Here is a 728-nt window from a genome sequence, read left to right as displayed (position 1 = left end):
ACCGGTTTAATCAGGTCAGCGAACCAGTTGGCAAGCTGTTTTACCTTGTCGCTAAACCAGTTAAACACCGGTTTAAGTGGTTCAAACGCAGCACTGACGGGCCCCATGGCCGCGGTAAAGCCCTCGGCTACCCCGGAAATAAAGGCGCTGATAGGCTCCCAATATTTACGGATAAGCAGGCCACCGGCCACAATGGCCGCTACCACTGCCACTATCGGCCATGTCAGTGCTGTCAGTGCGGCGGCAATGGTTCCGGCCATCAGCGAAAAACCGGTACTTAACAGACCGGCCCCGGCTAATAGCAGGTTAAATCCGGCCATCACCGGCCACGCAATTAACCCCAGCGCACCCAGCCCGGCAACCAGTGCCAGCGCCGCGCCGGTCACTTTGCCAATGGTGCCGACCAGTTCCGGGTTTTTCTTGGCCCATGCCGCGACCTTAACCAGCCAGTCGGTAGCGGTGACGGTCAGCTTACGCAACGCGGAATCTTGTTTCTCAAAGACTTCAATTTCAAGGTCTTCCCACGCCGAACTCAGGTTTTTCAGGTCGCCATCAAGGTTATCCATTCTGACCGTGGCGATAGATTGCGCGGTGCCATCGGCATTTTTCAGCTTACTTTGTTTCTCGGCCAGCTTGCCATTACCGGCCGCTGCCACCAGTTTCACCGCGCCTTTCATCGCCTCATCCCCGAATATCACTTTCAGGTATTCGGCTTGCTGTGCGGTGCC

1 protein-coding gene is annotated in these 728 nt (G+C 56.3%); it reads right to left on the bottom strand.

Annotated features, from left to right (window positions below):
* Positions 1 to 728: phage tail tape measure protein (locus FTA96_RS17175; RefSeq protein WP_235897512.1), on the bottom strand; the 728-nt coding region annotated here is incomplete at both ends.

The organism is Yersinia alsatica (assembly GCF_902170305.1).
Lineage (GTDB): Bacteria > Pseudomonadota > Gammaproteobacteria > Enterobacterales > Enterobacteriaceae > Yersinia > Yersinia alsatica.
The sequence above is the reverse complement of the archived record's forward strand: the minus strand, read 5'-3'. Positions and strand labels throughout refer to the sequence as shown.